This window comes from Marinobacterium jannaschii DSM 6295 (genome assembly GCF_000620085.1).
In the GTDB taxonomy this organism is placed as follows: Bacteria; Pseudomonadota; Gammaproteobacteria; order Pseudomonadales; family Balneatricaceae; genus Pontibacterium; species Pontibacterium jannaschii.
In genome coordinates, this window is sequence record NZ_JHVJ01000019.1 from 105,451 (window position 1) to 131,253 (window position 25,803).

The 25,803-nt window shown below is 58.0% G+C and carries 28 protein-coding genes; 6 read left to right on the top strand and 22 right to left on the bottom strand.

The window, feature by feature from the left end; translation table 11 throughout:
• Positions 1-36: 36 nt before the first annotated feature.
• The 6 genes from Q354_RS0111605 to Q354_RS0111630 form a co-directional block, all read right to left on the bottom strand.
• Positions 37-1,908, bottom strand: coding sequence for a di-heme-cytochrome C peroxidase (locus Q354_RS0111605; protein ID WP_027857742.1), 1,872 nt, complete (start codon positions 1,906-1,908; stop codon positions 37-39).
• A gap of 160 nt (positions 1,909-2,068) precedes the next feature.
• Entirely contained in the window at positions 2,069-2,293 is a 225-nt protein-coding gene (locus Q354_RS0111610; protein WP_036229606.1) for a DUF2798 domain-containing protein, read from the bottom strand.
• Positions 2,294-2,450: 157 nt separating this feature from the next.
• Positions 2,451-2,669: a hypothetical protein gene (locus Q354_RS28240; RefSeq protein WP_156948302.1), complete on the bottom strand. Its 219-nt coding sequence runs from the start codon at positions 2,667-2,669 to the stop codon at positions 2,451-2,453.
• A gap of 349 nt (positions 2,670-3,018) precedes the next feature.
• Positions 3,019-3,441, bottom strand: coding sequence for an organic hydroperoxide resistance protein (locus tag Q354_RS0111620; RefSeq protein WP_027857745.1), 423 nt, complete (start codon positions 3,439-3,441; stop codon positions 3,019-3,021).
• Between the two features lie 102 nt (positions 3,442-3,543).
• Complete coding sequence (locus Q354_RS0111625; RefSeq protein ID WP_281174724.1) at positions 3,544-4,041, bottom strand: MarR family winged helix-turn-helix transcriptional regulator; 498 nt, start codon at positions 4,039-4,041, stop codon at positions 3,544-3,546.
• Positions 4,042-4,122: 81 nt separating this feature from the next.
• On the bottom strand, positions 4,123-4,698 hold the full coding sequence (locus Q354_RS0111630) for a hypothetical protein (RefSeq protein WP_027857747.1): 576 nt from the start codon (positions 4,696-4,698) through the stop codon (positions 4,123-4,125).
• Positions 4,699-5,210: 512 nt separating this feature from the next.
• Between Q354_RS0111630 and Q354_RS0111635 the strand changes: the two genes are divergently transcribed.
• From Q354_RS0111635 to Q354_RS0111655, 5 genes are all read left to right on the top strand, one after another.
• Positions 5,211-5,786 (top strand): hypothetical protein, encoded by a 576-nt coding sequence (locus tag Q354_RS0111635; protein WP_027857748.1) that lies wholly within the window; start codon positions 5,211-5,213, stop codon positions 5,784-5,786.
• A 321-nt stretch (positions 5,787-6,107) separates the two neighbouring features.
• Positions 6,108-7,145: a TRAP transporter substrate-binding protein gene (locus Q354_RS0111640; protein WP_245601036.1), complete on the top strand. Its 1,038-nt coding sequence runs from the start codon at positions 6,108-6,110 to the stop codon at positions 7,143-7,145.
• Between the two features lie 71 nt (positions 7,146-7,216).
• Positions 7,217-7,786: a P-loop NTPase family protein gene (locus tag Q354_RS0111645; protein ID WP_245601037.1), complete on the top strand. Its 570-nt coding sequence runs from the start codon at positions 7,217-7,219 to the stop codon at positions 7,784-7,786.
• 55 nt (positions 7,787-7,841) lie between these two features.
• Positions 7,842-8,237: a TonB C-terminal domain-containing protein gene (locus Q354_RS29000; protein WP_084332569.1), complete on the top strand. Its 396-nt coding sequence runs from the start codon at positions 7,842-7,844 to the stop codon at positions 8,235-8,237.
• A 278-nt stretch (positions 8,238-8,515) separates the two neighbouring features.
• Positions 8,516-8,875 carry a nuclear transport factor 2 family protein gene (locus Q354_RS0111655; RefSeq protein WP_027857752.1) on the top strand — a complete coding sequence of 120 codons (360 nt, stop codon included), beginning with the start codon at positions 8,516-8,518 and terminating at the stop codon, positions 8,873-8,875.
• A gap of 252 nt (positions 8,876-9,127) precedes the next feature.
• On the opposite strand, the gene Q354_RS0111660 is transcribed toward Q354_RS0111655, so the two are convergent.
• From Q354_RS0111660 to Q354_RS0111725, 13 genes are all read right to left on the bottom strand, one after another.
• On the bottom strand, positions 9,128-10,282 hold the full coding sequence (locus Q354_RS0111660) for a hypothetical protein (protein ID WP_027857753.1): 1,155 nt from the start codon (positions 10,280-10,282) through the stop codon (positions 9,128-9,130).
• A complete protein-coding gene (locus tag Q354_RS27405; protein ID WP_051560081.1) occupies positions 10,279-11,985 on the bottom strand; it encodes a S8 family peptidase in 1,707 nt (568 codons plus the stop codon). Before Q354_RS27405 ends, Q354_RS0111660 begins: the two co-directional genes overlap by 4 nt.
• Before the next feature lie 2 nt (positions 11,986-11,987).
• Complete coding sequence (locus tag Q354_RS0111670) at positions 11,988-13,589, bottom strand: S8 family serine peptidase (protein WP_084332570.1); 1,602 nt, start codon at positions 13,587-13,589, stop codon at positions 11,988-11,990.
• Positions 13,589-14,326, bottom strand: coding sequence for an anti-sigma factor family protein (locus tag Q354_RS0111675; RefSeq protein ID WP_027857755.1), 738 nt, complete (start codon positions 14,324-14,326; stop codon positions 13,589-13,591). The genes Q354_RS0111670 and Q354_RS0111675 overlap by 1 nt, the downstream gene beginning before the upstream one ends.
• Positions 14,323-15,171, bottom strand: a complete 849-nt coding sequence (locus Q354_RS0111680; protein ID WP_051560082.1) for a sigma-70 family RNA polymerase sigma factor — start codon at positions 15,169-15,171, stop codon at positions 14,323-14,325. Before Q354_RS0111680 ends, Q354_RS0111675 begins: the two co-directional genes overlap by 4 nt.
• Positions 15,172-15,252: 81 nt before the next feature.
• Positions 15,253-16,221 (bottom strand): CsgG/HfaB family protein, encoded by a 969-nt coding sequence (locus tag Q354_RS0111685; RefSeq protein ID WP_027857757.1) that lies wholly within the window; start codon positions 16,219-16,221, stop codon positions 15,253-15,255.
• Between the two features lie 223 nt (positions 16,222-16,444).
• Positions 16,445-16,726: a hypothetical protein gene (locus Q354_RS0111690; protein WP_027857758.1), complete on the bottom strand. Its 282-nt coding sequence runs from the start codon at positions 16,724-16,726 to the stop codon at positions 16,445-16,447.
• Positions 16,723-17,133, bottom strand: coding sequence for a hypothetical protein (locus tag Q354_RS0111695; protein ID WP_027857759.1), 411 nt, complete (start codon positions 17,131-17,133; stop codon positions 16,723-16,725). The genes Q354_RS0111690 and Q354_RS0111695 overlap by 4 nt, the downstream gene beginning before the upstream one ends.
• 13 nt (positions 17,134-17,146) lie before the next feature.
• On the bottom strand, positions 17,147-17,755 hold the full coding sequence (locus Q354_RS0111700; RefSeq protein WP_027857760.1) for a hypothetical protein: 609 nt from the start codon (positions 17,753-17,755) through the stop codon (positions 17,147-17,149).
• Positions 17,756-17,813: 58 nt separating this feature from the next.
• Positions 17,814-17,972 carry a hypothetical protein gene (locus Q354_RS28250; protein WP_156948303.1) on the bottom strand — a complete coding sequence of 53 codons (159 nt, stop codon included), beginning with the start codon at positions 17,970-17,972 and terminating at the stop codon, positions 17,814-17,816.
• A gap of 118 nt (positions 17,973-18,090) precedes the next feature.
• The gene (locus tag Q354_RS0111710) at positions 18,091-18,339 is read right to left on the bottom strand and encodes a hypothetical protein (RefSeq protein ID WP_027857761.1); all 249 of its coding nucleotides are present in this window, start codon (positions 18,337-18,339) and stop codon (positions 18,091-18,093) included.
• 109 nt (positions 18,340-18,448) lie between these two features.
• Positions 18,449-19,498 (bottom strand): ATP-grasp domain-containing protein, encoded by a 1,050-nt coding sequence (locus Q354_RS0111720; RefSeq protein ID WP_211252247.1) that lies wholly within the window; start codon positions 19,496-19,498, stop codon positions 18,449-18,451.
• The gene (locus tag Q354_RS0111725) at positions 19,495-19,737 is read right to left on the bottom strand and encodes a PqqD family protein (protein ID WP_036229542.1); all 243 of its coding nucleotides are present in this window, start codon (positions 19,735-19,737) and stop codon (positions 19,495-19,497) included. Before Q354_RS0111725 ends, Q354_RS0111720 begins: the two co-directional genes overlap by 4 nt.
• Before the next feature lie 427 nt (positions 19,738-20,164).
• On the opposite strand from Q354_RS0111725, the gene Q354_RS25560 reads away from it, so the two are divergent.
• Positions 20,165-21,874: a diguanylate cyclase gene (locus tag Q354_RS25560; RefSeq protein ID WP_169828883.1), complete on the top strand. Its 1,710-nt coding sequence runs from the start codon at positions 20,165-20,167 to the stop codon at positions 21,872-21,874.
• Between the two features lie 35 nt (positions 21,875-21,909).
• Here the strand turns inward: Q354_RS25560 and Q354_RS0111735 are convergent, their stop codons facing one another.
• From Q354_RS0111735 to Q354_RS0111745, 3 genes are read right to left on the bottom strand one after another with little or no spacing between them, the layout of a single operon-like run.
• Positions 21,910-22,596: a response regulator transcription factor gene (locus Q354_RS0111735; protein WP_027857764.1), complete on the bottom strand. Its 687-nt coding sequence runs from the start codon at positions 22,594-22,596 to the stop codon at positions 21,910-21,912.
• Positions 22,593-24,326 (bottom strand): sensor histidine kinase, encoded by a 1,734-nt coding sequence (locus Q354_RS0111740; RefSeq protein ID WP_027857765.1) that lies wholly within the window; start codon positions 24,324-24,326, stop codon positions 22,593-22,595. Before Q354_RS0111740 ends, Q354_RS0111735 begins: the two co-directional genes overlap by 4 nt.
• Entirely contained in the window at positions 24,326-25,654 is a 1,329-nt protein-coding gene (locus tag Q354_RS0111745) for a vWA domain-containing protein (protein ID WP_027857766.1), read from the bottom strand. Before Q354_RS0111745 ends, Q354_RS0111740 begins: the two co-directional genes overlap by 1 nt.
• Positions 25,655-25,803: the final 149 nt, after the last annotated feature.

The following is a 25,803-nucleotide window of genomic DNA, read 5'->3' on the forward strand; positions in this document are numbered from 1 at the left end:
AGCTTCTGCTAACCGGTTACAGCGGATCGAGCACGATCAGAGCGTCTTCATATACTCCACCAGCGCCCATTTCTGGGCATCGCTGAGATCGGTGCCATAGCGATGTCCACGGTTGGAGTTACCCGGCTGGATACGGCCCGTGTCATCGGTGACACGGAATTCAGACAATCCCTCTGCCGTCACAAAGCCCACATTCACCGGGTCCAGCTCACGACTGCCGACCCAGAACTCCGTAACGCGCTGTTCCGGTTTCTGCAGCAGCTGCCACAGGCTCGGCACAGAACCGTTGTGCAGGAAAGGTGCCGTGGCCCAGATGCCGTTAAGCGGACGCGCCTTGTAGACCAGTCCGGTCAGGTCGAGACCATTGATCTTGTTGCCCGCCGCACCACTGCTGGCAACCTCTCCGGCAATCAGTTGCTGCCGTGCCTCGATATGATCCTTCAGGTGCTGTTCAAGGCTCTTATCCTCTGCCGGGTTTTTCAGGGTTTTGTTGCCCTTCTCACCCGCACGCATCGGCATCAGACCGGCTTTCAGCGCCTTACCCGGCTCTTTAAGCACCATGCCGATCACCCCGTTTACCGGAATGCTGATGGCATCGGTAGTCGACTCGAACTTGCTGCCAGCGATGATCTTGCTCTTCTCCCCTTCCAGCACCAGCGATTTAGCCTGATGGTAAACGGCATTCCAGGCCGTTGCCGGATCGGTACCGACCTCAGCCACCGGCGTCTTCACCGCAATATACTTCTCGCCCTCTTTGGCACGCGGGATCACCTGATGACAGGAGGCGCACTGCTGCTGGTAAAGTGCCGCACCTTCGGCTGCTTTAACCGCATCTACCACCGGCAGGTACTGCTGCGGCCAGGCTGGCGAGCGCAGGGTTTTCACCCAGGACTCCAGATGGCCCAGGCCGATCATATCGACACTGGATGAATAGCGGGTCTGCTTGCCCCAAAGACGCTGCCAGAACGGCGCTTCCTCGATACTCAGGCCGCCAAAGACCCCCACCACCTCACCGATATTGCGCACCAGCGGGCCGACCACCGGTGTATTCGGGGCCGAAGCGTTCCACTGCACCACATCAGACTGGTGAGTCCCCCACAGGAACGGGTAGGACACCGGTGCATTCGGTGTATTGCGATTGTTCAGGTCATGCAGGGCAAAGGCGCTGCCGGCGTTCTGGATATTGCCAAAGGCATCCAGGCGGGCGTAGCTGGTGAAATCAGAGTCATAGCCCGCAGGCAGGTCGTTGACCATGCGCCGCTCGGCGGATGCCAGGGCGATCTCGCCCAGGTTCTGGCGCAGGTCGCTGGCGCGCTCCGGATCGTACTCGTTACCCAGCACATTGCGGGCAAATCGCTCGAACTTGGCGTCATCCATGTTGGTAGCATTCAGCGCATCAACCAGCTGGCTGAAGAACAGCACGAAGTTGCCCAGGGTCGGCGCACCTTCGATCAGCATCTTAGTGCCGTTGTAATCAATCTGATTAGTATGACAGGCTGCACAGGTCAGGCCCACCCAGGCCTCACCGGTCTTATCATCCTCATCCAGCGCAAAACCGATCGGCAGGCCGGCAGGGTTTGATGCCGCCGACGCCACCGGCAGGTAACGCAGGGATTCCATATGATCAGTACTACGGAACAACTCGGTGCTGTCCGCCTGTTCCAGCCAGGTAAACCAGTTGTAAGGGATAATCCGGGCGCCCTGACTGGTAAACCAGAAGTTCCAGCGGGTTTCATCGTTCCAGCCCTGATCCAGCCCGACCCGCTGCGGGATCGCTCCGGCAGGTTGGATTCGGGCTATATCGGTAATATGGCTGTGATTTTCATTGTCAGAATTGAAAGCACTGCAACCGGCGAGGAGAGCCGAAGCAGCCGTGACCGCAGCAGCGAGGGGTATTATTTTTGTCATTTTGCTGTCCGTGCAAAGTCTGTAGATTGGAATAACAACCCCATTATTTTAAACCAATGTTTCAAATCTGGTTCTTTTTTCTTATCGACAGACAGCATTTTTTCTAACGCAGGCGCCCCTTTACTGCTGGCCGGCCTTTAAAGCGTTAGTAAACCCAGCTTCAGCCCAGCGTCTTTTCAATCCGCTGGGTCAGTTTCATTACCCCCGGCCCCATCGAGAACGCGATGACAAATGCCGCCGGCCAGGCCAGCAGGAACGCCTTGCCCCACCGGGCCAGGAAGTCAGCGCTCATCCCCAGGTTCAGAAAGGTGATCCAGCAGGTCATCAGCACGCAAAGCACCAGAGACATCAGTGCGGACTGGATTAAACGTTGGCGTATTGGCATAACGGACTCCGGAGTGAATTTGCTGATATCGGCCAGCTTAACCGGCCCTACGGTCGGCTGACAGGGCAAAAAACGCAATCTATTGTTGCCGCAAAGCCACGCCTGCCGGCATCCGCCTTCAACGCCCCGCGACCACCCGGTCCCGCGACGGGCAATGTTAATCCGCCGTCACCGCCTTATCAGAGGCATCCGCCGGCGGCAGGTCTTTCACCGATTTCAGTCTGTTCACCAGTTCAGCGCGTACAGCGTCATCCAGCAGCGCCTCGGCGATCTTCTCAGCCTCAGTCTCCTTCACACCCTGCGCTTCGATCAGCTCGGCGACGTAATAAAGCACGTCGGTGCGGTTATCCATCTCTTTGGCTAGCTTGAGATCCATATACTCTCCGATAACCAGGCCTTTTCTGTTGATGACCTGATGCACTGTCCTGATGGCCATAGTATCCCCATTGCCCATATACTGTATTTTCATACAGTATATGGGCGTAAACAGCACCCGTGCAAGTGCCGCAAGCATTTCAGGTACGGCGGCCAGACAAAGAGCATAGGCTGGCAGCGCTTCAGTGAGGCCCTCACGTGCTCATACCCGGCGCAGAGCGCATCATGATCAGCACATCTGGCTTCGGCGTGTCCGGTGAGCAGCCTGACACCAAGAGCATCGAATTTTGCGGGATCTTGACTCATAGCGCCGCAGCCTACCTCATAGCGCCGGAGCATAGCGAAGCGGCTTACTTCAGCTTCAGGGTTACCTCAACATTGCCGCGGGTGGCGTTGGAATAGGGGCAAACCCGGTGCGCTTTTTCCACTAGTGCCTCAGCCTGTGCCCGCTCTATCTGCGGAAGATCGATATTCAGCACCACCGCGATATTGAATCCCGTGCCCCCTGTATTTTCACCAATGCCTACCACTGCATCCACTACCGGTGTCGCCGGAAGACGGACCTTCTCAGCCGCTGCGACAAACTGGATCGCACCGATAAAGCAGGCAGAATAACCCGCGGCAAACAGCTGCTCCGGGTTAGTACCCGCTCCGCCCGCACCACCCAGCTCTTTTGGCGTACTGAGCTCTACATTCAGCTTGTCGTCAGAGGAAACAGAACGACCGTCACGACCGCCGGTTGAGGTTACTTCAGCTGCATAGATGATATCCATGGCACACTCCAGATTTAGTTATCGCAATAACTATATAATTAAAAGAAAAGGCCCACAGGGCCTCGCACAAACAAGTTATAGCAATAACTATTATTGCGCAATCTATCTTTGGAATTTAAGTAGGCGTTCTCGCAACCGGTCCAGTTCGTCCTTCAACTCAAACATCGCCTCCATATCAATCTGCATCTGGTCTGTCAGGCAATTATTTACACCCAGCGCCTGCTCACGCAATGCCCTGCCCTCTTCGGTCAGGCGGATCAGCAAAGCGCGTTCGTCGACACTGTCGCGTACCCGGGTCACCCGTCCATCCTGCTCCAGACGCTTGATCACCGGCGTCAGCGCCCCGGACTTCTGTCCCAGTCGCGCCCCGATATCCTTCAATCCCAGGCCATCCCGCTCCCAGAGAATCATCATCACCAGATACTGGGGATAGGTCAGCCCGAGCGGCTCAAGCAATGGTTTATAGAGCTGCACCATCGCCAGCGAGGTGGAATAGAGGGAGAAACAAAGCTGGTTATCTAACGCCAGCGGGTCCGGGTGACGCATAAGGCAGAACTCGATTGCACTGTAGGAGAGACCGATTTTAATGCGCCGAAGCATAAATAGCGATTAGCCGCAGCAGACAGAGAAAAGCCTCCGCGAGCGGAGGCTTATTACCGGACTTTTCAGGTTAGCGAGCCATTACTTTTTAATACTGTTGCTCAGATAATCCAGGCTGCCGGTATAGGCCTGACCATGCTGACGCTGGTTATTGGCCTGGATACTGGTGTTATCCCCCGCCTGCAGGCCGGACTGGTTGCCACCGATCTGGCTGCGATCCATAAAGAAGTTACCCTTAGGGCCGCCGCTGCCAACCCCACTTGGCGAGCCGATATTCAGGCCACCATGACGGTAGCGCAGCGCATCCGTGGAGCGGGTACTCACCGTTGTCGCGCCCTGCTTCTGGTTCATATTGTTGCCTACATTGCCGCTGACATTGGCCGCCCCCTGGCTGACACCACTGCTGTAGTTGCGTTTCTGCAACATATGCAGGTTGGCATTCAGGTTGTCCTGGCGGTAGTCAGAGCGGTAATTCTTATTCACCCAGTTGTATTTATTCTTGTTGATATGGGTGTGCTTATTCAGCTTGTACTTCTGGCTCACCTCAATATTCGGGCTATACAGACGGTAATCCACCGGCTGCGCCTGGGCAGCAACAGAACCAAAAGTAATCGCGGTAAACAGGGCAGACAGGGTCAGGGACTTGATGGTGTTCATGGTGATCTCCTCGTGCCGGGCACGGTTGCGATGTTATTAACTTGCGTTGCATGGACATCACGTAGGTCACAGGGAGGGCCGAAAGCGGTTCAAAAAAGAGATTTATAGAAAGCGGAAAGCTGATAGCTTTTAGCTACAAGCAAGAAGTGCGGCCTTTTAGCAGTGAAGGCGGCTCGTCGCCTAATCCTCAGGACAAAACAGGAAATCGCAGATTCATCTATTACTGATTTAAATAGAACGAACACTTGTTTAACTAAGCAGTTGATAATTTTTTTGATAAATATCTAATCTTACACATTGCGTTTGGGTTAAAACCGTTTCATGATGACATGCTTACAGGAATTACTGCGCTAGATAATAGTATTTCACAAAATCGAAATATGATTACTCATTTCCCCATGGAGGGAAAAACACTGACTTATTATTGAGAATAAAACTTAATTCCACAAAGAAACAGTCTTAAATGAGCAAACCAGCCAATTAGAACACTAAAACATTACACATAATAAATCATGAACAACATAGAACAATTCAGTCTGTACACAGCCCAAATACTTGACATATTATTCGAGTCTTTTCCCGTACCTTGCAACTTAGATCGAAGTGAAATAACTAAAGAATACCTTCGCTTTGACAAACATGAAAGTCTAAAAAAATTAAAAAACGAAGAGAAAAGTCTAAAAATTCATTTAGATGCATTCGAAGCCTTTCAAGAATGTTTTGAAGAGGACGTTTCAGATACAAAAGACGAAATAAGCAAAGAACTCCACCCAATAAAAGACAAAGTTACTAAACTGGAAGAAAATAAAAAATCCGATAATGATAAACAGCAATCCATTCTAAACGGAACAATTGAGTTCCTTTCTGATGAAGGACTAATCAAAGTTGTTAGCCCTGGAAAGTATCGACTAACATCTAAATCTTTCTCACACTTAAATAGAGAATTTAAAAATAGCAGCATTAAAACAGATGATAGTTCATACATAAAAGCCATTAAGTCAATATTTCCAAAATCTGCAAATGCAGCGGAAAAGGTTGCCATTGGAGTCGCTATAAAAGTCATTCCAGAGTTCTTAGGTATTAGTTGAAAGTGAGTCAACCATTTGTACAGTGATGGTATTTACCTGACAGCGCCTCCCGCTCCAGTATTGATTTAGGCAGCCGAATTGGCTGCTTTTTTCGTACTCGGTTTATTCGGTATACGTTATGGCGCCTGTAAGGAGGCGACCAACACTGCTTAAAGCCCTCTCTGCTATAGCAGTACTTGACCTCCCTTTTCCGTGCTTGATTTGGCGAACTCATTCAATCACACCTAATCTACCTTGAAGTGCAGCCGATCGATCAAGGAGTAGAGGATGAGCCGGAGAAGTAGTCTACTACGCCAGACGCTGGTCTTTGGGATCAGCTTAATGACCTCGTTGAACATCTCGTCGCTGCAGGCAGCGGAAAAGATAAAGCCGCTGCTGTTAAAAGTCCCCCTCGCCTTCCCCTCTGCATTGCCCGCGGTTAAAAGCTCGATGCTGTGGGTGGCGGATCAGGCGGCGCTGATCAGTAACGGTTCGCTGAAGGTAAAGACCTATGAGCCGGGAAAGCTGGTGCCGCCGTTTGAGATACTGGATGCCGTATCGACCGGCAAGGTGAATGCCGGTTTTTCCATCGCCGGTTACTGGGCCGGGAAGATTCCGGCGGCGAATATCTTCTCCTCAGTTCCCTTCGGGCCGGAGAGCGGCGAGTTTATGGCCTGGCTCTACTATGGCAACGGTCGGGCGCTGTATCAGGAGATGTACCAGCAAGCGGGTTATGCAGTAAAAGTAATTCCCTGCGCGATGCTAGCGCCGGAAAGTGGCGGCTGGTTTAAGCGACCGATTAACAGCGCCGAGGATCTGAAAGGTATGAAACTGCGTTTCTATGGCCTTGGCGGTAAGGTGTTCAGCAAACTCGGTGCCTCGGTATCACTGATTCCCGGGCCAGAGGTGTTCCCGGCACTGGAACGCGGTGCTATCGATGCCACCGAATTTTCCCAACCCGCCATCGACCAGATGCTGGGTTTCCATAAGATCGCCAAATACAACTACTTCCCCGGCTGGCACCAACAGGCCAGCGTCATCGAGCTGCTGGTCAATCAGGATAGCTGGCAGAGCATGCACCCCAGTCAGCAAGCCACGCTGGAAGCGCTGTGCAGGGCTGCGATGACCAACACCCTGGCCCAGGGCGAGGCGATCCAATATCAGGCGATGCAGAAGAACGTCAACGAGCGTGGCGTCACCAACCTCTACTGGAGCCCGCAGATGCTGGCGCTATTTGAAGATACCTGGCAGCAGGTGGTCAGCGAAGAGTCAAAGGACCCTTTTTTCAGGAAAGTCTGGCAGGATCTAGCAACTTTCAGGACCGATTATAAGATCTGGCAACGCCATGCGTTTTTACCCCGGAAGACAGGTGAAGAATAAAAGGGATATAGTACAACCGCTGCCATGAAGTCTGTTACTCTTCCGACAAATACAGGGAGTATTAAAACGGAATGAGCCAGTCAGCAATGCAAAGAATAAACGTAATAGGCACAACCGGAAGTGGTAAATCGACCTTTTCGAAGACGCTGGCTGAGTGCCTGGGCTATCCCTATATTCAGATGGATCAGCTCTACTGGAAGCGCCACTGGCAAGAACCGGAAACAGAGGAGTTTATACAGAAACTCGAAGCTGCTATTACAGGTGTTCGCTGGGTCTTAGACGGTAACTATAACCGCACTAATGAGCTTAAGTGGCAGAAAGTGGATACCATCATCTGGCTCGACTACAGCTACAGCAGAACCTTATTCCAGCTACTTAAAAGAACCATCTTACGCACGATTGAAGGCAAGGAGTTGTGGCCGGGTACCGAGAATTACGAAACACTCAGGCGGTCATTTCTATCTCGAAAATCGATTATTTTTTGGTTCTTTAAATTCTACAAGCGAAACCGAGAACGTTACTCTCACCTGATGGAATCGCCTGAATATAAGCATATCAGAAGGATCAGGATTACTTCTCCCAGGCAGGCATACCAATTTCTATCGGATCTTAAATCTAACGTATCAGTAAACGCGAGTTAATCACCCAGGCTAAGACTCCGACTGAAAACCTGCTTCAGGGAAACCACTGGCGAATATGCGTACCTTATTCATATTACTAATTACGCTACTCTGCGGCTGTTCAACACATCAAAACAGTCAGAGGGCCAATAAGGAGCCGTACACTTACTGTACCTCAGTAGAGGCATGCGTTGTATCTATTGGGAATACAGTCTCTAAAAACTGGCGGCGCTCTAAAGACGCTAAAAATGGTATGTCGACGGGTATCATTATTGAGCTAAACCCCAAAGGTGAGCTGATTAGCATCCGGATTACCGAGAAAAGCAGCAGTCCAGAGTATGACCTGTTTGCGAGAAAAGCTATTGAAAGCGCTGGACCATTTAGTCAGCTGCAAGGGCTTTCATTACAGGATTTCAACAAGTACTTCAGGAAATTCACATTCGTCTTAAGGGCCGAAGACCTCAGAGACTAAGTCTAAATGCTAGATAGAGCCATAACCACTTACCACCTACAGGGTTAATAACTATCAGATTGAATACGAGGCAATCTCCACGCCTATTCCTGCATTTTTGCGCAGGCAGCTTCCGGGGAGCTGACTCATAATGAACAAAGTACTGGAATCTGTGAAGCTTGAGCCAAAGCGCTGTCGCAGCAGTGTTTGCGACTAACCCGGAACTGGCTGTACGCAGCGCAGTCAATAATGCTTGTAACCATCGCAATCGGGATGGGGTATTCAAGAGGGCTGGAGCAATGAGATTGGCGGATATAGTACAGCGTGGCTGGGAAGCGGTTGGGACCGGGGATTTCGACACTCTGGTGGCTGATTACACCGAAGATATGGTGTTTATTATGCCCGGACAGAGCAACCGGCTGGAGGGCCGCACGGCCTTCCGTTCCGCACTGGAGAGTCTCGGTGAGATTCTGCCTCCGGGCTTTGAGATTACCGATCTGCGCCAGATTGAGGGCGAAAACGAAGTTGTGTCGGTCATTAGCTGGAAGTCAGAAAAAATAGCGGCTTCTATGCTAACGGTGTTATTCAGCTTTGAGGGCAACAAAGTCTTTGAGGAAAGGTGGTTTATCGATACTGAACAATGGAAAAACGCGTTCTAGCCACGTTGATATCACTCCGGGGCGGCAAGAATTCAGTTCACGGTATTAACCCTTACCGTCTCTTTTCAACCAAGGCCTTTATGTTAGCGTTCGCAGATTTACCACTAACCTACGACAGACACAGGTAGCCTTTCTCACCCCTGTTTGTTGAGATTCGCGAGTTCATCGCCAAACTACACCGGATATTAGGCGCGCTTTCCACCTTCAGTTTTCTGAGATTCGCAGGCTCATCACCAGCCTACGTCGCAATGACTACAGCCGGGTAAATTTCAGCAACCCATCGGCACCCTGCTCCATCCTGAAGGCCATCGCTTCTGTGGTGTAGCGCTCACCTTGTGGGCGGGCGACGTGGACGATGGCGACCATCTCCTGATCCAGTGCATTGCGGCTGACATTAGTGAACTGGCTGCCGAGTGAGCGTACACCGGCTTCGGGGCCGTTGAAGCCCAGCGCCTTCCAGATCGGTGGCGGTGCGTCGGCCAGTATGCCTTTCTGGTAATCGCTGAGGTTTTCGGGCCGGTTGAGGTTGATGCGGCCCTGATCCAGGTCGACCGTCCCGGCGCGGTTGAAGCCGCCGCTGCTCTTGCGCTCTGACACCAGGTCACCATTGCGGTAGCTGCTTTCGGTGCGGCTCCAGCTGACGGAGAGCGACCATTCCAGCCAGATTTTGTAGACCAGATAGCGGTCTGGCCAGGCGCGGCTGCAGTCGCGTCGCTCCAGGTAGATGGTATGGAAGGTGGGCTTACCCGGGGCGTCCTTAATGGCGGTATTGATCAGCATCCCCTGATCGGTCAGCTGACCGGCCAGCTCCAGCTCCAGTTCACCGGCGGCGTCGCTGAACAGTTGTCCGGCATTGGCCGGTAACGGGTTGTCCTCGGTATCCGGGGCATCGGGTTCGCTGTCATCGCCGCCCCGGCCAAACAGTGAACCGAGCACGCCGCCCACAAGCTGTTGGGCTTTCTTGCCAGCCCAGCTCTGGCGCGGCCCGGCATCCAGCGGCGCAGCAGCCTGTGCAGTGGCACAGATGCCCGCTTGCGCAATCTCGGCTTCGATTGCCGTTTGCGCCTCGGTCACCGCCAGCAGCGGCCCCGGGGTATTCGGATCAAACTGCTGCCGCGGCCAGTCGCGACCGGGGCCAAAGTTGAAGCCCGATTTCAGCACCGGATAGGGCCTGTTGCTGCGCGGGGCCTGCGTTGGCTCCCTGCGGTCAGACTGATCAGCCAGCTGTTTTGCGGCGATCTGCTCGCCATCCGGTTGCGCCGGGTCGATCGACTCCGGTGTCTCTTTTTTAGGTATGGGTTGCGGCCGGGTGCTCTGCTGCTGCGCACAGCCGCTTAGACCAGCAGTCAGCCCCAGAGCGAGTAGCGCGGCCAGTATCACAGCCGCAGGCGCTTGTTTGTGGTTCATTGCGACTGACCTCCGCGGGCACTGAGTTGATCGGCACAACCTGCAGGCAACTGCCCCAGCCCGGCGGCACTACGGCAGGCGTTAACCAGTCCACGGCCGAACATCGAGTCGGTACCGGTAGCGCCGAGGTCTTCGGCACTTTGCAGCAGCCGCGTCTTAAGTTCCGCCAGTGGTAACTGCGGTGCCATCTGCTTCAGCTGGGCGGCGATGCCGCTGATATGGGCGCTGGCCATGGAGGTTCCGGAGAGAACCGGCTGCGTCCCGCCCGGCCCGGCGGTGATGATGTCGACGCCGGGTGCCGCCAGCTGCACATAATCCCCCCGGTTCGCCATTCGGTAGAGTTGCCGGTCGGCCCCCAGCGCCGTAACGGCAAGGGTTTGCGGCCAGGCGGCCGGATACACCGGGCGGGCATTGCCTCCGCCATTCCCGGCGGCAGCAACCAGCAGCAGTCCGCGCCGTTCGGCTTCAGCCACCAGCCGCTGCAGAATCGGCGAAGGCGGCCCGCCCAGGCTGAGGTTGATCAGGCTGATATTGTCACTGATGGCACTGTCCAGCGCCCGGATCAGGCTGCGGCTCCAGCAGCGCGACTGCTGCATCCCCGGCAGGCGGGGATGACAGGCCTTATAGGCCATAATCGTAGCCTGCGGCGCGACCCCGGCGGCCCCCACGCCATTGTTGCGCGCCCCCGCGATAATCGCGGCCACGGCCGTACCGTGAGGATCGGCGCTGTAACCCCGGTCGGTAAAGTCCCGCTGCTTACCAACCCGCCCGGCCAGCTCGGGATGTTGCGCGTCAATGCCGGTATCGATCACCGCGACTTTCACCTCTCGGCCACTGAACTGCGATACCAACCGCTCGGCGGTGCTGAGTTGCGGGCCGTAGTTAAAGCCCGCCAGCGGGTCATCCGACGCACTGTGGCTACCAAGGGTAAAATAGGCCAGGTCCTTCTGCACCAACGCGATCATCGGATCGTTGCTAAGCTGATCGATCAGATTTTGCAATGGCACGGCCTGTGGCGGACGCTGCAACCGCAGCAGGCGATCACCGGTAGAGTCGAGGGTATAGGCTTCGAGCAGCTGCAGTCCCAACCGCCCCGCCAGTTTGTCATTCGGCTCTGCGCCCTGCCTTAACAGCATCAGGATCTGATCCGGCTGCCACTGCTCCTTCAGGTACTCCGCCGGGGTCTGTTCGCTCTGGCAGGGATGGCTCAGCTGCAACTGCCAGCAGGCGGCCTCACTGCCCTTCGGCCATTCACCACGCCAGGGCTGGGTTTGCTGGGCGGCGGGACAGAGCGCGGCTTCGCCGTTCAGCGCCCGCGTTAAATCCGGCGCCCGGGGCACCAGCCAGCCACGTCGCTGCGTGGGCAGCGTGATATTGCGAATAGACTGGCAGCTGTCGCTCTGGCAATCCGACCCCAGACAGGCAGCCTGTCGTTGGCGCCATTGCTGATCGCCGATGCGGCTGCTGATCCATTGTTCGCCGCGACTGTTTTGGCGCAGCTGCCAGTTATCCAGCCCCTGCTGGCGGGCCCAGCGATCGGGATCAGCCCCGACAGGCAGCCGCAGCAACCGCATCGGTTCTGCGGTCGCGTTCAGTTGAGTGCTGTCACTCCAGCTCCAGGCCGGGTTTGCCAACAGCAGGCTGCTAAATGCGATGCAGGCCAGACTGAACACTTTTACGGACGCTGTAACCAATATATTCATGATCAGTTCTCTCCGTTTGCGCTGACCGGCGCGACGGCACCAACGCTGGCGGGCATCTGTAGCTGCAGGTAGCTTTCCCGGCGCTGGCCGTCCCGGTGTTCGGTGCTCAGGCGCAGGGTAATCAGCTGGCCGGAGGGCCAGATGGTCGGGTCTACCCGGTACAGCAGTCCCCGGGGTACCGGCTGGTTAAGGGTGGTCAGCGGCTGCCAGTTAACGGCCGTGGCATCGGTCGGATTGGCCCCCGGACTGGCGGCCGACCAGCTGATAGCGGCGCTGGCAAACAGGTCGGCATCGGCCTGACCGTAGATCAGTAACCCGCGTCCCGGCTGCCACTCGGTATGGCTGAGCCGGGCCTCTATAAAGTGTCCGGGATCGGCACTGAGGCTGGCGGCCAGATTAAGCAGGCCGTAACCGTGGTTCATATCCGGCCCCGCCGGGCCCAGGTCGTCGGCGGACTGCAGCAGAGTGCGGCGCAGCTCTGCCGCCGACAGTTGCGGTCGCTGCCCCAGTATCAATGCGGCGGCGGCCGTAACAAAGGGTGCGGCGAAGGAGTTGCCGCTGGCGCGATAGTACTTATCAGCGACCACGGCGCTGCCGGATTGGTATCCCGGCGCGCTGTCCCGCCAGAGCAGGTCTGAACCCTTAGCCCGCAGCGAAAGAATATCGACCCCGGGGGCCAGCAAAGCCAGTTCAGTGCCCCAGTCAGAGAATGTCGCCCGCGCCCGTTGTGGCGTTGCCGACCCGACCAGCATCACGCCGGGCAATTGTTCATAGCCCTGCGCGGCAATCCGCGCGGCACTGTTGCCAGCCGCCACCACCAGCAGCACGTTACGGGACACCGCACGGGCGATCGCATCCCGTTCAAGCGCATTGGGCTGAGCCCCGCCGAGGCTGAGCTGGATTATCTGTGCGCCCTTATCCAGCGCATAATGGAGCGCCGCTGCAATATCGCTGCCATTGCCATGGCCTGCGCCATCCAGTGCCTTCAGCACCATCAGCCGGGCGTTTGGGGCGATTCCGGCGATGCCGATGGCATTGCCGGATTGCGCGGCGATGGCATTGCCGGATTGCGCGGCGATGATGCCGGCCAGATGGGTACCGTGGCCGTGGTCATCCCAGGGGCGGTTGTTTTGCCCGACGAAGTTCCAGCCGATCAGGTCATCGATCAGGCCGTTATTATCATTATCGCGGCCATCCGCCTGTTCGTCGGGATTACGCCAGAGGTGCTCAGGCGGCAGATCCGGATGGCGGTAGTCGACGCCTGTATCGATCAGCGCCACGGTTACGGTTTCCAGCGATGCCGGCAGTGTCAGGCGCGCGCCCCCGGCATGCAGGTAACCGATGCTGTACAGCCCCCACTGGTCGGCATAGGCCTGCCCCCAGCTTCCACGGCTGCGGGCCAGTGGGTCGGCACTGCCGGATGCCTCAGGCAATACCGGCTTTGCAGGCAGCAGGTGGTTATCGGCCTGCGCCGGTTGCAACGGCAGACTGACCAATAGCAGGCCTTTGAGCCCACTGAGGGCCGCTCTGATAAAGCCCCTGAGGCAGCCTCTGAAACTGCTCCTGAGACTGATTCTGAGAAGAGCGCTTATTGGAGTTTTCATCACTCAGCCTCCGGTGTGGCGGACGACAAGGGTTGCAGGTAACTGACACCCTCGTGCTGTCGCAGTTGCTCAATGCGGCTGTCGGGCTGGTCCTGCGGCTGCAACCGGATACGGTAGATGCCGAGGGTGTTTGGCCCACTGATCACGCTGGCCTGCACGCTCTGCAATAGCTGACTGAATTCGTTAAGGGTGGCCTGCGGTTTCATGGCGATATCCAGCTGGACACCGCCCAAGGCCGGCACGCCATTACCACCGGACAGCACCTCGTAGCCCTCCGGCCCGGTCGCGCTGTCATCCTGCATAAACAGGGCGCTGCCCAGCACCGCCACCAGCGCAAACTGTGCCACTACGGCGACACGGGCAAAGGCCGGCGTCATCCCCCACTGCAGGGTTTCGCGACACCATTGCTGCAGCTGTTCCAGCAGAGATGGCCGCACAATCGGCCGTGGTGAGCCCTGCTCCGGGCTGGCTGCCCTCTGCTGCCTGTCGGCGGCACTGCTCTCGTCGGCTTCCTGCTGATCCAGCTGCGCCATCAGGCTGTCGAAGTTATCCTCCGGCAGCTGCGGCTCCTGCAGGCTCACATCGCTGACGGTGTCGGCCATAAACTCATACTCCGCCAGCTGCAGCCGGGCTTGCGGATGCTGCTGCAGATACTGTTCGACCTGTCGCTTCTCCTCGCTATCCAGCGTGCCGTTGGCGTACCAGGCCAGAAGCTGTTCGATATCGGGGTCAGTCATGGCATCTCTCCTGCGTCCGTTGCCGATAGCCCGAGCCTTTCCAGCACGGGCTTCAGCTTACTGCGGGCATGAAACATCCGCGTTTTCACTGTGTTTTCCGGGCACTGCACAATGCGTGCGATCTCTTTATAGCTGCAGCCCTGAAAGAAGGTCAGCTCGACCACTTCGCGGTGCTCCGGTGACAACGCATCCAGCGCCCGCCTCAGCAGAGGCTTCAGCTGTTCGCGGTCATTCTGCTGGCTGAGGTCGGTATGGGGATCTTCCTGCTCCGGGCTGTCGTCCAGATCGACCGTCACCGGTTTATAGCCCCGCAAGGCGTTCAGGGTACGAAAGCGGGCGATACCCAGAATCCAGGTGGAGACGGCCGAGCGTCCCTCAAATCCCGCTGCGCCCTTCCAGATCTCCAGCATCACATCGTTGACCAGCTCCTGCGCCTTGGCCTCATCTTTGATCATGCGCACCACAAAGCGGAAGATTCGCGGTGCATAGCGGTCGTAGAGCCGTTTCAGTGCCGCCCGGTCCCTGTTGGCGATCTGTCCGATCCATTGTTGCTCTTCGGCGGCCCGCTCACTGGCTGTGTCCATTCGGGCACCTCCGGCAGGGGTATCTCTGGTGACCGGCTCAGCCCCGTCACCGGCGGGTGCAGGGCACTGCTGATCAGGTTGCTCGGGTTCAGGAGACACAGGCCAACCACTGACCGGTGCATAGGTGTCGGGATAGAACACCGGTCGCTGCGGCTGACCTGCTTGCCTGAACGGCTTCAGGCCCGGCTCCGGCGGTGCTCCCTGCGGCGCGGTACTACGTGCGAAAGGCTTATGGTTAAGGGTAGCAACTGTATTGCGCATAGGTTCAGAATCCAGCGGGATTACAGGGCCAGTCCACCGGATGGCTCAGGTGAGTAGTGCCGGCGGACTAAGACACCTGACTCAGAAGCGGATAATGTCGCCGCGACGCGCTTCAAAGCGGCTCAGCGGTGCCACTACGGCGTACTTGTCCTGTACCATCTTCACCTGGACCCGGCCCAGGGGGCTTTCCACCCGGCCCAGCATGCGGCCGCTTTCAGGATCGATCAGCTCTTCAGCCACACCGGAGACCTGCAGCACGTCACCCACATTCAGTCCCACATCCTGACCCGCATTGATAAAGATGCTGTCGCCACGGGTGCTGATCACCTGTCCCTGCCACGGGATCTGGCGGCTGTCGCGGATCACCAGATTGACCGCATCGGCCAGCGCCACCCGGGTCGCCTGACCCAGCGGGGTCTTGTAGAACTTATCGCCGCCCACCGTCATCTGCTTGAAGTCCAGTCCCAGCGCCAGTCCGCTGGACTTGGAACTGGCCTCCACCCGGCGGCTGAACAGCACCTCGCCGGTGGTGGCATCCAGCAGGCGCAGATCCAGTGCCACATGGCTGGTGCTGCCGCTGCCGCCCAGGCGCAGGCCAAACGGCAGCTTGGAGGAGGCAAAGCCGAAGTTAAGGCCGCCGCTCTCCTTATTCGGTTCATATTCGGTGATATCGGTCTTGATCAATACCTGGGCACCGATGACCCCGCCGGTACGCGGCGCGGTTTCCGGGTTGGTTACGCCCACCAGTCCCATCTCCTGTTCTCGCAGTACATGGGACAGCGCCATCCGGTCGGCGACCACAAAGCAGCCGGTGTGGCTCAGCGCCGTGGTCAGCTGTGCCGCCAGGGATTCGCCAACATCGAACCCTTCATAGGACCCCAGTTTGCCGGTGGCACCGAAGGGCAGAACCGCCACCCGCAGTTTCGGACCGCTGCAGCTGGCCACCGGCTTACTGACTTCGGTGACCGACTGGGGCTTAACCACCTGCTGCTGACAGCCTGAGATCGTCAGGGCAAGCATCGGAATAGCAACGAGGGATTTGATGTTCATGATCGACTCCGGGGTTTGAATGTGGAATGCGTCTTCGCTTACCCGGTAGGTAACGCCAGGTTCAGAACGGGTTCATATTTTTTGGCATTGTTCCGGCCTTATTTTGCCTAGCCGGCGGTGGCCGATTACAGGCTGGCACGCCTGAAGTTGCAGTTGCGGGAGGCCAATCCGTGGCCAAAGGCTGTGGCGCGCGATCTATCCGCGCTTCCATATCAGAAGCGGCTTACTCCTCTTCGCGGGCCAGTAGTTGCTCCAGATAGCGGATCTGGCCTTCGCTAAGGGATTGCTCTTCGCCGTTGTGGATCACCAGAAACTGCGGTTCGCTGATATAGCGGTGCCGGGTCAGCTGCTGCTTAACCAGCAACTGCTGCACCAGCGGATCGAAGCGTTCTTCTGAGGTGATCACCATGATGACGCTGTCGCTGGTCTGGTCGATCAGTTGTATTTCGGTATCGGCATAACCGCTGCCGGCCATAAGCAGGGCGGTAAAAGTCAGCGCTTTCATAAGCCACCTCCGTTGATGACATTCAGGTCGGCCCCAAAGGCCTGCTGGTTGTTGGTCGAGACCGGACCGTGGTTGTCGCCACAGACCAGCACCACGTTGCCGTTGTTTCCGGAGATATCGACGTCGAGGCAACGGAAGCGCTCTTCCAGCCGCTGCAGGTTGGCCTGGACATCCTGACGCATAGTGCGCAGGTCGGGCTGGGCCTGGGGTTGCTGCGGTTGCAGCACGCTTTTCGCCCGTGCCTGGGCCAGATAGTCGCTCATATCCTGCTCCAGCCGCATCCGCATCTGCTGTACGGACTGCAGCCGCGCCATCAGCGGGTCAGGGGCCTCTTCAGCCGGCGACTCGCCGGCCTGCAACAGGCCGCTGGCGAGCAGCGTCAGGCTGAGTATCAGTAAGACATTCATCGCTGAAACCTCCTTAGTTGCTGACCCGGTCCTGACTGCCGCTGTCACTGGCGGCGCGCTGGTCCTGATCGTTGATCTGCTGGTTGCTGCTGTCGCCCAGCTGGCGGCCCTCCTGATTGTTGCCGATCTGGCTGCCGTACATGTTGCCCTGGTAGATATCACCGATATGGACGGCACCGTTGCTGGCGGCAATATTGGAGAGTTGCACCGGGGCATAGTTATCCTGCCCCACCGTCAGGGTGTTGCTCTGCGGGGCGAACTGGAAGCTGGATGAGCCATCCGGCAGTTCAGAACCGACACCGCCGCCCTGAACCAGCCCGCCTACGGCCAGATCACCCTGTTGCTGCTCCAGACCGTGCCCCCGGGCACCGCCGCGGTTACTGGCACCCTGCCCGACGGCAGACTGATAGTCGCGTTGCTGACTGAGGTGCTGGTCGGCATGGCGATAGCGCTGTTCGGTGATGTACTGGCGCAACAGGGCCGCGCGCTGGCGTTCCTGATGCTGTGCAGCAGTTGCCGCAGGGGCCGGCGATCGGCTTTCGGCGACTGCACTTGCCGGCACCAGGGCCGCCACAGACAGACAGAGCGCCAGCGGTACTGCAGTGATTCGGTGAGTAAACATATACATCCTCCTGCCCGGTTTGGGGATCAGGAGACAGTTCAGAACGCAGTCAGCCCGCTTAGATCAGCAGGCTCAGGGGTAACTGCAGCTGGCGATCGAGGTAGATGGTAGCCACCGCCTGACCCTGACCGCCCATCGCTACAGTGACGGGGGATTCACAACTGTTCAGCGCCATCAGCACCAGAAGCAGTGCGAGCAGAGCGTTGTGAGCGTTCATGACCTTGTCTCCGTTGTGTTTGCTGTACCTGTGGGTCACAGCAAACGCAGAGCAGGTTCACGCCGGTGTTCAGATATTCAGTTTTTTGCCCTGGCTTACTGCTGGCCCGGTTCGCGGCTCAGCGCCATATTGAAGGCTCGCCGGGCTGATACCCGCTGTCCCTGCAGATAGAGTACTTGACCGAGGTTAGCCAGATAGAGTGGACCGCCATTGCCTTGATGGCATCAATATAGTTTTCCGGGCGCTCATAACTGAATGAGCGGTGATCGTTCTGTCGCATGTCGACCTGCTGTGCCCTGACGCCCAGCGGCAGTGCCGCAGCTATAAGGACAAACAGTATAAATCCGACCGTGAGTATCTGTTTCATCCATTCACCTCTGTCCGTTTCAGTCGGCTGCCATCCAGGGTGACCTCGTCGAGATCATGCGGGGCGAAGTGAGCGATCACCAGATGCCAGCCGAGGCAGGTATCACTCATCAGGTCTCTCCCTGGGTAACCATGTTCTGAAAGGCGGTCATGTCATAGATCGATTCCTGGGTGTGGCGGACAAATAACTTGCCGGTGGGATAGTCGCTGACCTCCTCCAGCGGTTGCTTCAGGGCCAGCCGCACCAGCATCTCCGGCAGGTTGATACCGACACCGGTGGAGAGGTAAACCCAGGCCGGGAAGCGCGGATTGATCTCAATCAGCCAGATCTTGTCGCCATCGACGATGCACTCGATCTCAAAGGCACCCTGCCAGCGGGTGCCATCGACAAACTGGCGGGTTGCCCGCTCCAGCGCCGGGTTGCGGATAGTGATACCGGTCCAGATCTTGCCCAACGGGGTGGTGGTCATCTTGCGTACCGCCACCAGTCCGGGACAGTTGCCTGCGCCATCGCCGATGCCGATCACATTCAGCTCTTCGCCCTGTACCAGCTGCTGTACGATCACCGGGTAACCCCATTCGGCAATCACCTGGGAGAAGTAGCCCACCGCCTCGTCCATCGAGTAGGCCTTATAGGCTTTGTAGAAAGCACCCTTGATCATCACCGGCAATCCGATCTCTTCGATCGCACGGTGCATTTCATCCAGGGTCATCACGGTTTTCTGTGCCGGGGCGCTGATGCCGGTCTGCTCCGCCACCTCGGCCAGCCGGTCTTTGCCCCGCAGGTTGAACTGCGCCTCGGTCGGCAGCAGGCTATGAATGCCGGACAGCGCCAGGGTGTCACGGTGTTTGATATACAGCGGCAACTCGGTATCCAGCGTCGGGATCACCACGTCCAGGCCGAACGCCTCACGGATATAGAACAGCCTTTCGAGGAATGCGGTCTCACCGGCGCTGGGATAGGAGAGCAGAAAAGACTTGTCGAACAGCTGCTCCATATAGACGCCGGGTTCCAGTGCATCGTAGGCCAGCCCTGCGATACGGCAGTTAAGAGATTCAGCTTCCCGCAGGCTGCGGGCCACCCCGGTGCCGGGACCGGGATTGTCGGTTGCGTTGATGCCTGTGATCGCGATGGCGATCTCCTTATCGATAGCCATCATGCCAGCCCCTGTGTGGTCAGGTGATTGATAAAGTCCATGCAGTCGCGCTCGACTTCACGTGGCGCGCGGTCAAACTCATTCGCCAGTGTCTCGATAATCTCCGCCTGCGGCTGGCCGCAGAGCAGACCCCGCAATACCGTCAACCCGGTTTGGTTCAGCGCAAAGCTTTCACCGGTGGTCGGGTCGAAGGCAAATCCCTCTTCGCTGATCGCCAGGCGAGCCAGTCTGGTCAGGTTCATCATCACAATCCTCTGCTGATGTTTAGTCGTATTCTGGCGGGGAAATTTGCAGGAAATGCGCAGAAATTGAGGAGAAACTGTGAAGAAGGGAGATCCGCCAGCCGCAATGTTCCGGCGTTGCTACCGCACGAGGCAACGGCAGCGTGCCGCCGGGAGCTCCGGTTTATTCCGGCGCACACCGCACAGATAAACTACCGATACCGGCAAAACTGACCAATACTATGGTCTAGGTAAAATCAGCCTCTGAGCACGATCAGGGCTGAAGCAGGATCGCAGCACCGGACGGAAACAGATGCCGTAGCGCTCAGCCGCCATACTGTGTGATGACCAATAAATCGGAGTGACAGCGCCGGTGCCAGATGGCCGGCAGTCCGCTCCTGAATCAGGACAGGGAATGATATCCGGATATCAGTTCAGGCTGTCGCTTATGTGCATACTGCTGGGATGCGGCCTGTCGCTTCAGGCCGCCCCGTTGCGGCTTTCACAGTCCTATGCCGACAGCATTGGCGACCGTTTCTGGCTGCTTCAGGAGGCATCGGCTCCGCTGACGGCCTCTCAGGCACTGAATGCCTTCCTCCGCAGCGAATTCCACCGCTCGACAAGCAAAGCGATCAACCTCGGCCTCAACGCCAGGCCGGTCTGGCTGCTGGCCCGACTGGAGAACGATACCGGCCTGTCTGTGCTGAGGCGTATCCAGATTGAAAATGCCTGGCTGGAGCGAGTTGATATCTATATCGCCCGGGAGGGGGCGATTGAGTGGCAACGCCATAGCCCTGACCTGACCCACTTCAGCGAGCATTCCGTCAAGCAACGCTTCTTCGCCATCGATTACAACTTTCCACCCGGGGAATCCCTGCTACTGATCCGCACTCAACAGGCCGGGCCGATGCTGCTGCCGGTCTACCTGCTGCAGCTGTCCCAGGCCGAGCAGCGCACGCTGGAACAAGCCTACAGCTATGCCCTGCTCTACGGTGCCCTGGGCGCTTTGTTGCTCTATAACCTGATGCTATACGCCGGCTTGCGGGACACCCGTTACCTGCTCTATTCGCTGTATATGCTGGCCTTCCTTCTCGCCAACATCAGCTATACCGGCCACGGTCATCAATGGCTCTGGCCGGCGTCCGCCAGCGGACAACACTATGCCAACATCACACTGCTGAGTGCCTATATTGTCACGGGGCTGCTGTTCAGCATCCGTTTCCTGAACCTTTCCGCGCTGTATCCGGGCTTTACGCGTCGACTCCACTTTGCCCTTGCCGGTAGCGGCGCGATCATAATGACCGCGCTGCTGGCCGAGCAGTACCTGGCAGCGGTTTATCTGGTCTTTGCCGGCCTGACCCTGTTTCCGTTCTTAATGGTGGGACTGGGACTGGCCTGCCTGCGTGAGGACCGCCGTAATGCGATGTATTTTCTGCTCGGCTCGGTATTCATTGCCACCGGGACCACGATCAGCGCAGCCACCTCCGAAGGGCTAATTCCCTATACCGTCTTTAATCACCGGGCCATCGAGCTGGGCATGTTGCTGGATGCGACCCTGCTGGCGGCTGCGCTGGCGTTCCGTTTCAGGGAGATCGACGGCCGCCGCAGCAAGGCGGAAAGGCTGGCCAGTATCGATCCGTTAACCGGTATCTTTAACCGCCGGGCCTTCTATGAGCGGGCCGAGCCGCTCTGGAACAGCTCAGCCCGAAACCAGCGCACCCTGTGCATCCTGATGCTCGATATCGATCACTTCAAGAAGATCAACGATCAGTACGGCCATGGCTACGGTGACCGGGTTCTGGCCCATATCGCCCTGGCGATGAAGCAGGAACTGCGGTCATTCGATTTGCTGGCCCGCTGGGGCGGCGAGGAGTTTATCCTGTTGCTGCCGGACACCTCTGTCCGCGAGGGGATACGGGTTGCCGAACGGATACGGCAGCGGATATCGGATCTTTCCCATAGCTGGGGACTGCCGGAAATAAAGGTCAGTGCCAGCCTGGGCGTGGCTGCCGGGATGGCGCCGACACGGGCGCTGGATGAGCTGATCAGCGAGGCCGATACGCAGCTGTATCAGGCCAAGGCGCGCGGACGTAACCGGGTTTGCGGCCCCTGTGCGCCGCGGCCTCAGCCCGGTAAGCGTGCGGCAAAGGTCCGGTAAGCGTGCGGTAAAAACCAGCGAACAGCCCGCACCGATCAGCCGTCGAAACGGTAGCCGATACCATGCACCGTCTTGATAATCTGCGGCTGGCGCGGATCGGTTTCGATACGTTTCCTCAGCTGGGAAATGGTCTGGTCCAGGGTGCGCGAGCTGGGCATATAATCCCGCCCCCAGCCCTCGTCAAACAGCTGGTCACGGCTGACCACCCGGCCCCGGTGACGATGCATCAGCTGCAGAATCCGTACATCTCGCAGACTCAGGTCGATCAGCTGGTCACCCCGGCGGGCACGCAGCTGATCCGGAAACAGCTGCAGCTCGCCCAGCTCCAGCACCCCGCCAGCCGAAGACCCGCCAGCCTGCTGCAGGGTGCGCCGTGTCACCGCCCGGATGCGGGCAATCACTTCACGGGTACCGAAGGGTTTCTTGATATAATCATCGGCCCCCAGTTCCAACCCGACCACCTGATCGATCTCCTCCGACTTGGCGGTGATAAAGATTACCGGCAGCTGCTGATCCTGCTGGCGGATCTGACGGCAGACACTGTAGCCATCCTGCCCCGGCATCATGATATCCAGCAACACCAGCTCGGGCCGTTCGGACTGCCACAGGCGCAGCGCCTGGACGCCGTCCTCCGCTTCGATGCAGTGGTAGCCCTCCTGTTCCAGCAGGTCACACAGGCCTTCGCGGATATTCAGATCGTCTTCGGCAACCAGTACTTTCATTGTGGTGTCTCCAGAGTCAGCAAGAAGCAGCAGCCCTGCTTCCAGCGTTCCAGTGTCAGATCGCCACCGTGGGCACGGGCGATATCCCGCGCCAGACCCAGGCCGATGCCGGTACCGGTAACGCCGTCGGTCAGGGCGTTGCTGACACGATAAAAAGGTTCAAACACCGCCCGGGTTTCACTCTCTGCGATGCCCGGCCCCCGGTCGGCCACCCGGATAGAGGTGTGGCTACCCTGTTGCCCGCTGCTGATCTCGATCAGTTCGCTGTCGGCGGCGTATTTCTCACAGTTGCTGAGCAGGTTATTGAGGATCTGCTCCAGCGCTTCGGGATCAAACTGCACCGGTGCACCGGCTGCAGCACTGAACTCAACCCGCAGGCCGCGCTGGGCCAGTACCGGGCTGAAGGTATCGATCACCTGCTGCACGCAGTCATCGATCACGCCGGTACGATAGCTCAGCTGATGACCGTTATGCCGCTTGCGCGAGAAGCTGAGGACGTTCTCTATCAGCCGCGACAGGCGCCGGCTCTCATTATTGATCACTGCCAGATAGCGCCGGGTACGGCTGTCTCCGTTATCCAGCCGCTGTTCCAGCATCTCGGCGTACATCCGTACATTGGTCAGCGGGGTTTTCAGCTCGTGGCTGACCTGATTGACGAAATTAACCCGCTGCTGCGCCAGCTCCAGTTCACGCCGCTGTTCACGGTAGAGCCACCAGCCCAGTGCCGACAGTCCGGCGGTCAGCAACAGCAGGGTGGCTGTCAGGGTGAACCAGTTGATGGCACCACCGGTGCTGTCAGGTGCATGGTACTCCAGCCGCCAGCTGCCCAGCGGATGACTCAGCGGCAGTGAGCGCAGGGCCTGATCGCCACTTTCGCGATAGCTGCCAAAGGCATACAGGGTTTCGGCGTTACTGTTGATCAGGCGGATCTCATAGCGGCTGGCCTCATCCGGCTGGCTGGCGGGCAGCCGATTGATCAGATCAGACTTAAGGCGGCTGGCATCCAGCGCAAAGCCGAGGGTGTAACCGTCAGGATCCTGCCACCAGAAAATATGCTGCAGGCCCATGTCCGCATACCAGGCCAGCCAGCCGGACTGCTCTGCGGGCGATTCACCCGGCTGATCACGCAGTGGTTCGCGGGACTGTTCACCTGAGATCGGATCATCCTGCGCACTGTCACGGGTATATTCAGCCGCCGGGGCCCGCAGCGTCACCCGGGCCTGACTTTGTGCCCGCTCTTCCAGCGGCGCACTTAACAGGTAGCTCTGCTGCGCCACCGGGGCCTGCACCACCTGGGGATCATCGCTGCTGACCTGAAACAGCTGCGGCCGCGCCAGCAGGCGTTCGGTACGGGCGATAAACTGCTGCTCGCGCCGGGTCAGCTCACCGACGGGATAGGCCCTTTGCTGTTGTGGCGAGAGCACAAACAGATCCCCCACCAGCGCCTCCCGCTGCAGCCAGTGACGCAGTTGCTCCGGGCTATAGCCCTGTCCCGGCCGGTCTTTCTGCCGGTAGAGCCGTGTTGCCTGCTGGAGCAGGCGCTGCTGGGCTGTCGCGAAATGCTGCTGTAACTGGCCGTCGATCGACTGCAGGCGCTGGTCGATCAGGGCCTGCAGTTGCAGACGGCCGAGCTGCTGCTGGTTATATTCCAGGCGCACCCCCATCCAGCCCAGTATCATTACCGGCAGCAGGATCAGGGTGGCGAGGATGACGGCGGTACGATAGTTCATCAATAGGTCTGCTGGGTAGCACGCTTATACTGCCGTGCCTTCAGTTCCTTGCGTTTACGGTTCCACTGGGCATCGTCGTCCAGCTCTTCAGCATCCTGCAACACTTCCGCTTCCTGTTCCAGCAGTTCCGGTGCCGCCAGGCTATCGGCATTGCTGCGCAGGTAGCTGGCACCGGCTTCGAGGATCTTCTTCGCCGCCGAGATATCACCCTGGTCGCGCTTCTGCACCGCTTCGCGGCTCATCTCGTTAACCACCTGCTCTACGGCGCTCTGGTAGGTCTCCTTATCCACCGCTGCCTTTACCTGATCTTCTGACTGGCTGAAACGCGCCACCGCCAGTCCCTGCAGGGATTCACGGGTACCGGCAAACGGATTCTGGTAGTTCACCGCCACGTCGACCAGTTGCATCTCGGCGGCCTGTACCTGTGGCGGTACCGTCACCTCCAGCAGGATATATTTCTGCTGCGCGCTGTACAGCTGGTTCATCCGGGTGCGGATGCGCGGGCCCTGAATCTCGCCGTTACGACCGAGAATGCGCAGCGGTTTGACGCCGTTGAGGCAGCGAATCTCGATCTCCACCCCCTGCGCCACCACCGACAGTACATCACCAAATTCATACTGGAAGATCCGCGCCAGATCATCGGCGTTTTCGATAAAGGCGTGGTTACCGTCGCTGAACCCGGCCAGCTGAGTCATCAGGTCTTCGTTATAGCCCAGCCCCAGACCGAGGGTGGTGACACTGATCCCCTCGCGTCCCAGTGAAGCGCCCAGTTCGCCCAGCTCGTGGGGGGCACTGGGGCCGACATTGGCCAGCCCGTCCGAGAGCAGGATCACCCGGTTTACATTCTGGCGCTGCAGGAACTTACGCACTTCGGCCGCACCCTTGCTGACCCCGGCAAACAGGGCGGTGTTGCCGTCGGCCCTGATATTCCGGATCGCCCGGTTGATCGCCTGACGATCACTCACCCTGGTCGCCGGCACGACCACCTCGACATAAGTGTCGTAGCTCACTACCGAGACAATATCCTCAGGATCGAGGCGCGAGATCGCCATAATCGCCGCCTGCCGGGCCTGGCGGATCTTCTTGCCGTTCATGGAACCGGACTTATCCAGCACGATCGCCACATTGGCCGGCAGCCGTTTAGTCACGCCGCCCTTTTCGATCCCCTCCAGCGAGATCTTGACGAAGGCGCTTTGTTGCTTGCCCGTCTCCATCACCGGGGTCGCCAGGTTAACCCCCAGTTTCAGGTCACTGGCACTGACCGCGCCACTGAGCGTCAGCAGGGAGATCACGACCGCGAACAGTCGCCATAGCCTTTGTGGTTTCATTTTTAAATTCCTCGTTGATGTTTAGATAACATCAGCGTACGTTGCCCGCAAGCCAGAGCTGTCAGCCGGATATGCGTAAAGTGTAAAAGGTTTGTAAAACCTTTTGGCAGGCCTGCCAGCGCTAGTCCGAATAATGATTCACCCTGATG

Excerpts from the sequence above, each read along its gene's own strand:
- Q354_RS0111645 (WP_245601037.1), top strand. The coding sequence starts at position 7,217 with ATGAGCCAGTCAGCAATGCAAAGAATAAACGTAATAGGCACAACCGGA.
- Q354_RS0111675 (WP_027857755.1), bottom strand. The coding sequence starts at position 14,326 with ATGACTGACCCCGATATCGAACAGCTTCTGGCCTGGTACGCCAACGGC.
- Q354_RS0111680 (WP_051560082.1), bottom strand. The coding sequence starts at position 15,171 with ATGCGCAATACAGTTGCTACCCTTAACCATAAGCCTTTCGCACGTAGT.
- Q354_RS0111635 (WP_027857748.1), top strand. The coding sequence starts at position 5,211 with ATGAACAACATAGAACAATTCAGTCTGTACACAGCCCAAATACTTGAC.
- Q354_RS28250 (WP_156948303.1), bottom strand. The coding sequence starts at position 17,972 with ATGAACGCTCACAACGCTCTGCTCGCACTGCTTCTGGTGCTGATGGCG.
- Q354_RS25560 (WP_169828883.1), top strand. The coding sequence starts at position 20,165 with ATGTGCATACTGCTGGGATGCGGCCTGTCGCTTCAGGCCGCCCCGTTG.
- Q354_RS0111655 (WP_027857752.1), top strand. The coding sequence starts at position 8,516 with ATGAGATTGGCGGATATAGTACAGCGTGGCTGGGAAGCGGTTGGGACC.
- Q354_RS0111690 (WP_027857758.1), bottom strand. The coding sequence starts at position 16,726 with ATGAAAGCGCTGACTTTTACCGCCCTGCTTATGGCCGGCAGCGGTTAT.
- Q354_RS0111660 (WP_027857753.1), bottom strand. The coding sequence starts at position 10,282 with ATGAACCACAAACAAGCGCCTGCGGCTGTGATACTGGCCGCGCTACTC.
- Q354_RS27405 (WP_051560081.1), bottom strand. The coding sequence starts at position 11,985 with ATGAATATATTGGTTACAGCGTCCGTAAAAGTGTTCAGTCTGGCCTGC.
- Q354_RS0111700 (WP_027857760.1), bottom strand. The coding sequence starts at position 17,755 with ATGTTTACTCACCGAATCACTGCAGTACCGCTGGCGCTCTGTCTGTCT.
- Q354_RS0111735 (WP_027857764.1), bottom strand. The coding sequence starts at position 22,596 with ATGAAAGTACTGGTTGCCGAAGACGATCTGAATATCCGCGAAGGCCTG.
- Q354_RS0111740 (WP_027857765.1), bottom strand. The coding sequence starts at position 24,326 with ATGAACTATCGTACCGCCGTCATCCTCGCCACCCTGATCCTGCTGCCG.
- Q354_RS0111620 (WP_027857745.1), bottom strand. The coding sequence starts at position 3,441 with ATGGATATCATCTATGCAGCTGAAGTAACCTCAACCGGCGGTCGTGAC.
- Q354_RS0111710 (WP_027857761.1), bottom strand. The coding sequence starts at position 18,339 with ATGAAACAGATACTCACGGTCGGATTTATACTGTTTGTCCTTATAGCT.
- Q354_RS0111625 (WP_281174724.1), bottom strand. The coding sequence starts at position 4,041 with ATGCTTCGGCGCATTAAAATCGGTCTCTCCTACAGTGCAATCGAGTTC.
- Q354_RS0111610 (WP_036229606.1), bottom strand. The coding sequence starts at position 2,293 with ATGCCAATACGCCAACGTTTAATCCAGTCCGCACTGATGTCTCTGGTG.
- Q354_RS28240 (WP_156948302.1), bottom strand. The coding sequence starts at position 2,669 with ATGGATCTCAAGCTAGCCAAAGAGATGGATAACCGCACCGACGTGCTT.
- Q354_RS0111725 (WP_036229542.1), bottom strand. The coding sequence starts at position 19,737 with ATGAACCTGACCAGACTGGCTCGCCTGGCGATCAGCGAAGAGGGATTT.
- Q354_RS0111745 (WP_027857766.1), bottom strand. The coding sequence starts at position 25,654 with ATGAAACCACAAAGGCTATGGCGACTGTTCGCGGTCGTGATCTCCCTG.
- Q354_RS0111670 (WP_084332570.1), bottom strand. The coding sequence starts at position 13,589 with ATGAAAACTCCAATAAGCGCTCTTCTCAGAATCAGTCTCAGGAGCAGT.
- Q354_RS0111695 (WP_027857759.1), bottom strand. The coding sequence starts at position 17,133 with ATGAATGTCTTACTGATACTCAGCCTGACGCTGCTCGCCAGCGGCCTG.
- Q354_RS0111605 (WP_027857742.1), bottom strand. The coding sequence starts at position 1,908 with ATGACAAAAATAATACCCCTCGCTGCTGCGGTCACGGCTGCTTCGGCT.
- Q354_RS0111630 (WP_027857747.1), bottom strand. The coding sequence starts at position 4,698 with ATGAACACCATCAAGTCCCTGACCCTGTCTGCCCTGTTTACCGCGATT.
- Q354_RS0111685 (WP_027857757.1), bottom strand. The coding sequence starts at position 16,221 with ATGAACATCAAATCCCTCGTTGCTATTCCGATGCTTGCCCTGACGATC.
- Q354_RS0111640 (WP_245601036.1), top strand. The coding sequence starts at position 6,108 with ATGACCTCGTTGAACATCTCGTCGCTGCAGGCAGCGGAAAAGATAAAG.
- Q354_RS29000 (WP_084332569.1), top strand. The coding sequence starts at position 7,842 with ATGCGTACCTTATTCATATTACTAATTACGCTACTCTGCGGCTGTTCA.
- Q354_RS0111720 (WP_211252247.1), bottom strand. The coding sequence starts at position 19,498 with ATGATGGCTATCGATAAGGAGATCGCCATCGCGATCACAGGCATCAAC.